This window comes from Levilactobacillus spicheri DSM 15429, assembly GCF_001435095.1.
GTDB lineage: Bacteria > Bacillota > Bacilli > Lactobacillales > Lactobacillaceae > Levilactobacillus > Levilactobacillus spicheri.
The window spans coordinates 1-4,930 of record NZ_AZFC01000031.1 but is presented as its reverse complement, the minus strand read 5'-3'; the positions used below and the strand labels follow the sequence as shown (position 1 = coordinate 4,930).

The 4,930-nt window shown below is 53.1% G+C and carries 7 protein-coding genes; all 7 read left to right on the top strand.

From position 1 onward, the window contains the following. Positions 1-93 precede the first annotated feature (93 nt). The 7 genes from FD37_RS08780 to FD37_RS08750 all read left to right on the top strand — a co-directional run bounded on the left by FD37_RS08780 (position 94) and on the right by FD37_RS08750 (position 4,829). Entirely contained in the window at positions 94-1,068 is a 975-nt protein-coding gene (locus tag FD37_RS08780; protein WP_082605165.1) for a recombinase RecT, read from the top strand. Next, positions 998-1,852 carry a PD-(D/E)XK nuclease-like domain-containing protein gene (locus FD37_RS08775; RefSeq protein ID WP_082605164.1) on the top strand — a complete coding sequence of 285 codons (855 nt, stop codon included), beginning with the start codon at positions 998-1,000 and terminating at the stop codon, positions 1,850-1,852. The genes FD37_RS08780 and FD37_RS08775 overlap by 71 nt, the downstream gene beginning before the upstream one ends. Positions 1,853-1,863: 11 nt before the next feature. Further along, positions 1,864-2,730, top strand: a complete 867-nt coding sequence (locus FD37_RS08770) for a DnaD domain protein (protein WP_056964871.1) — start codon at positions 1,864-1,866, stop codon at positions 2,728-2,730. Positions 2,731-2,762: 32 nt separating this feature from the next. Then, positions 2,763-3,206 (top strand): hypothetical protein, encoded by a 444-nt coding sequence (locus FD37_RS08765; protein ID WP_147007793.1) that lies wholly within the window; start codon positions 2,763-2,765, stop codon positions 3,204-3,206. Between the two features lie 3 nt (positions 3,207-3,209). Next, positions 3,210-3,899 (top strand): Rha family transcriptional regulator, encoded by a 690-nt coding sequence (locus FD37_RS08760; protein ID WP_056964866.1) that lies wholly within the window; start codon positions 3,210-3,212, stop codon positions 3,897-3,899. 106 nt (positions 3,900-4,005) lie between these two features. Continuing rightward, the gene (locus tag FD37_RS08755; RefSeq protein WP_082605163.1) at positions 4,006-4,494 is read left to right on the top strand and encodes a RusA family crossover junction endodeoxyribonuclease; all 489 of its coding nucleotides are present in this window, start codon (positions 4,006-4,008) and stop codon (positions 4,492-4,494) included. Beyond that, the gene (locus FD37_RS08750) at positions 4,494-4,829 is read left to right on the top strand and encodes a hypothetical protein (protein ID WP_056964864.1); all 336 of its coding nucleotides are present in this window, start codon (positions 4,494-4,496) and stop codon (positions 4,827-4,829) included. Before FD37_RS08755 ends, FD37_RS08750 begins: the two co-directional genes overlap by 1 nt. Positions 4,830-4,930 lie beyond the last annotated feature (101 nt).

Here is a 4,930-nt window from a genome sequence, read left to right as displayed (position 1 = left end):
CCGGGGTACCAAGTCACCGACGACGATTTGAATCGCCTATACAGTGCTAAGGACGCTCTGGTCAACTGGAATCCGGAATTGGAGGTTAAGTAAATGGCAAATGAATTAGTGGTTTCGGTTCAAAACGAAATCAACAACATGCAAAAAAACGAGGGCTTAAAGCTCCCACCAAGCTACTCAGTCGGGAACGCCCTCAACGCCGCTTGGCTTATCCTATCGGACGACTCCAAGGGACCATCGATGCTTGAGAAGTGCGACCCACGGTCAGTATCGAAGGCCTTGCTCAACATGGCTATCCAGGGGCTATCACCGGCTAAGAACCAATGCTACTTCATCCCATACGGCAAGCAATGCACCTTACAGCGGTCCTACTTTGGTTCGGTGACGGTACTTAAACAGCTGTCATCGGTCAAGGACATCAAAGCCCAGGCAGTCTTCAAGGGTGACGGATTCGAGATTGGCGCTGATGACGAGATGAACCTGATCGTCACCAAGTATCAGCCAAAGTTTGAGAATCGCGATAATCCTATCATCGGGGCATTTGCCTATGTGCTCCAAGAAGATGGCCATAAGGTATGGACGGTCATGACCAAGAAGGAAATCGACGCCAGCTGGTCACAATCGCGAACTCACAACGTGCAACAGAAATTCGGTCAGGAAATGGCTCAACGGACGATCATCAATCGGGCCGCTAAGCTCTACATCAACTCTTCGACCGACAACGACCTGTTCGTGAAGGCCATCAACGATTCGACGGAAGCCGAGTATGACGACGACCAGCCTGCCAAGGATGTGACACCGAAGAAGACCGTTGCTGACCTGATTGAACCGGGGACTGCCAAGGACACCTCGGAGACGTCAGAAGCTCCCCAGAAGAGCGAGAGCGCGTCAGAATCAGTTGCCAGCGAGTCAGTATCGGAGCAATCCGCATCGGCCGAATCATTGACCGACAGCGAAACGGCGAACAGCTTGATCAAAGACATTGACAAAAAGGAGGATGACAGTGATGCAGACGGCACCGAGCGAACGGACCTCTTCAACAACGGGGTTCACTCTAAGTTCGACTAATTACTACAGCAACGCGGCCAATCGATCCTACATGAGCCCAACGTGGTTCAAAAAGTTCATCGCTTGCGAGGCCGAAGCACTGGCAGAACTAAGAGGCGACTGGAAGCCCCAGCGAGACCCAACGGCCTTGCTGGTCGGTAATTACCTCCACAGCTACTTTGAGTCCCCGGCGTCCCATAAACGCTTCGTAGAAGCTCACAAGGACGTGATGCTTTCTACTAGGGGCAAAACTAAGGGCCAACTTAAGGCACCATACAAGGTGTCCGAGAGCATGATCAAGACACTAGACGGCGATGCAACTTTCCAGGCACTCTACCAGGGTGCCAAGGAATCGATTGTCACCGGGACGATTGACGGTATCGACTGGATGGGCAAGCTGGACTGCTTGAACCTTGAGCGAGGCATCTTCCTCGACTTAAAGACCACGCAGGACCTACACAAGCGGGTCTGGGATACCCGCACACGGCGCTACGTCCCATTCGTCTATGCCTACGACTACCAGCTCCAAATGGCCGTCTACCAAGAGCTAGTTCGTCAACAGTACGGTGTGCTATGTACGCCCTACATTGTTGCAGTCACCAAGCAAGACCCGCCCGACAAGGCGGTCATCTCAATACCGCAGGACAAGCTAGATGATGCGATGTGGCGGGTCAAGGATCAGGAACACCGATTCAAGTCCATCATCGATGGCCAGGAAGAACCGGAGCGCTGTGAGACGTGCGACTACTGTCGGTCAACTAAGGTTCTGGGCGACATCATCGATGCTGATGAACTGATTGATTAGGGGGTGTTGGTTTGAACTACCTTATGCAAATTCGAGCGTTTGACGATTATCGGCTATACAAACAGAAGCTATCAGCAGGCCAGGTTTCATTGTGGTACACCCTGATGTCCATCAATAACAAGGCCGGCTGGTCCACATGGTTTACAGCCGCTAATGCAACGCTTGAATCACTGTCGGGGCTGTCACGATCCGGCATCGTCAAGAACCGGAACGTCCTCAAACAACTTAACCTCATCGATTTTAGTTCTAATGGTCGAAAAGCTACTTCCTACCGCGTTTGTGTACTTTATACGTCAGATAGTGCACAAGGGAGTATACAAAGGAGTGTACAAGACAGTACACAACGGAGTACACAAACCAGCGTACAAGGGAGTAGCGCATTAATTAAACAAAACGAAACTAAACAAAACGAAACAGACGATGACGACGCGGGCATCACCCGAGCAAATGTCATCGACAAGTGGACCGAGCTTTGGGGATTCCCAAACGCCATCGCCATGCCTGAGATCAACGAGTGGTTAGATGCCTTGCCTGCCGACGTGGTGGACTTCGCAATCACCATTGCCGGTGAGCATCAGGTCAAGGCCGCTGGATCACTCAAGTACATGCGGGCCGTGATTGAGGGGTGGCAGAAACGGGATATCTCCACCCTCGACCAGGCCAAGAAGGCGGCCGAGGACCATGACCGCCGCATGAAGAGCGAGCACAGCGGCCGCAAGCCGACACCTGCCAAGGAGACACTGCCAACGTGGGCTCAAGACACGCCTGAGAAGCCTGTCTCGGACGGCAAGCTAAGCCCCGAACAGCAGGCAGCACTGGACGCGCGAATCAAGAAGTTCAAGGCACGGCGGCCGGAGAAGGAAGGGGCAGAAGCATGAGTAAACAGCCTGAAATGCAAGGAGGTACAGCCATGCAAGTACAGGAAGCAGTAGCGGCGGGTGTCTACAGCCGTAAGCTAACGATCATTGCCGAGGAAGGTAAGCTCCACGTCCGGGCAAGTGGCGTACAAGCCACGGTCAAGGGACGCGAGCAAGTCCGGGACATCGTGATGGCAATCATCTACAAGGGTGTGCGGTACAGCTGGGAGCATCTCAATCCACGGTTTATGACGAACGACTTCAACGACTACACGCTGATACACAGCGTGCGGGGCGATACGGAGATCTATTTCTCGCCGCACACCTTTGAAGTCAAGAGTGACCGGGGCGTGCATGCGGAGGCTATCTTCACTAAACGGCGGTTCGAGTCGTTTATGTATGACGCCGGGACCGCCTTCCCTGCAGAAATTGACGAAGTGGTCAGACAGGCGCAGTGGGACCGGATGGGCGATACACTCGCGGAACGGGAGGACTAGGAAATGAAAAATCTAGTAATCATGAAGAACCGGCAGGCAGTCACGACTAGCCTGCAAGTAGCAGACACCTTTGGTAAGAATCACCGCGATGTACTGCGGGCAATTGACGACCTGAAAGATGTGCGCAATTTTGCGCAGATGTTCTTGGAAGCCAGCTTACCGGATTCCTACGGACGGGACCGGCGCGGGTACTACATGAATCGTGATGGATTCTCATTGCTGGCGATGGGCTTCACTGGTAAGACGGCACTCGAGTTCAAGATGGACTATATCGAAGCGTTTAATGCCATGGAATCACAGGCCAGCTTGCCGATGACCCCCGAGGAAAAGTTGATGCTAGTCATGGAGAACGCCAATCGGGCTAACGAACGACTAACCGGTGTTGAGGAGCGCATGGACGACTTCGAGTCCAACCAAAAGCTGGACCCGGGACAGTACGCAGAAATTAGTCATGGCGTTGGACGTGCAGTCAACGATTACATCCAGACCCACCACTTGCAGTTGACACGTGATCAGCGGTCAGCCCTGTATAAGGACATCAACGGTGGCCTGAACTACGTCTGTGGTGTTGGTTCCCGGACACAGATTCGGCAGAAGGACCACGATCGCGCCATCAAGTACATTCATGACTGGGAGCCTACCACCGCCACCAAGATGATGATGCAGCAGGCTGAACTGCCGCTGGAGGTGTAGGAGATGACAGGTATTGTCACATTTGTGTTTGTGGTACTGGCGGTTATGATATCCATCCTGACTATCGTGACGGACTTCAAGTCCAGCAGCGATAGGGGGCCACATCATGACGATTAAGTACTACAAGGACGGTATAGAGCTTACCCTGCGAGAGCACCCACTCGTACGCAAGGGTGAACCGTTAGCCCACCTAGTGATCATCGGTGAGCCTGTCCCCGCCGGGCGCCCGCGCTTCTCAAATGGCCACGCATACGACCCCAAACGGTCGCGGGACTACAAACGATTCGTCAGTCAAGAGGCCAAGCTCAAGTATCACGGTCCCATCTTACGCGACAAGGCACTCAAGGTGGACGTCAAGGTCTACCGGCACGTACAGCGGTCAATCAGTAAGGTGGAGCGCGGGCGGCGTCTACGAGGCGAGCACCGGCCGATTGTGAAGCCTGACGCGTCCAACTACCTCAAGCTCGTTGAGGACGCGCTGACCGGCATCGTGTGGGAGGACGACAATCTCATCACGGACGTCAGCTGTCACAAGTACTATTCAGACGAGCCAAGAATCGAAGTCACAGTAACTGAAGCCAAGGAGGAAAAATAATGAATGTGTTTGATTTACTTAGAGCCGCTATGGACGATGTCGAATGTCAAGTTGATAGCAGTGACGACGTTATCACCCAGAAATTCAATGAATTTGGTCCGCAACGGCTGATTGTCTCACTTGAAAAGGACGGGCTGCATGTCGATATGCCCGGCGAAAATGGTTCACTACCGTTCTTGCTTGGTCAGCTGTTCGACTCACTTGCAAAAACTGGAGGAATTCGTGATGGTGATAAGTCAGCCATCGTGGCTCTCATGTCAGAGTTCGTCAATCAGTACTTAAATGACCAATCCAACGACCTATTCGCTAAGCAGGAGGCGAACGTCCGTGGCTAAACAGCGGAAACATACGAAGAAGTCAACCCTGCGCAAGAAGAAGCTCCGCATGGCGCAACATGCACGGGAACACCAAGCAGAAGCGAAGGAGGCACTTAGAG

Coding starts and splice junctions, on each gene's coding strand:
- FD37_RS08750 (WP_056964864.1), top strand. CDS start 4,494: ATGAATGTGTTTGATTTACTTAGAGCCGCTATGGACGATGTCGAATGT.
- FD37_RS08775 (WP_082605164.1), top strand. CDS start 998: ATGACAGTGATGCAGACGGCACCGAGCGAACGGACCTCTTCAACAACG.
- FD37_RS08755 (WP_082605163.1), top strand. CDS start 4,006: ATGACGATTAAGTACTACAAGGACGGTATAGAGCTTACCCTGCGAGAG.
- FD37_RS08760 (WP_056964866.1), top strand. CDS start 3,210: ATGAAAAATCTAGTAATCATGAAGAACCGGCAGGCAGTCACGACTAGC.
- FD37_RS08765 (WP_147007793.1), top strand. CDS start 2,763: ATGCAAGTACAGGAAGCAGTAGCGGCGGGTGTCTACAGCCGTAAGCTA.
- FD37_RS08780 (WP_082605165.1), top strand. CDS start 94: ATGGCAAATGAATTAGTGGTTTCGGTTCAAAACGAAATCAACAACATG.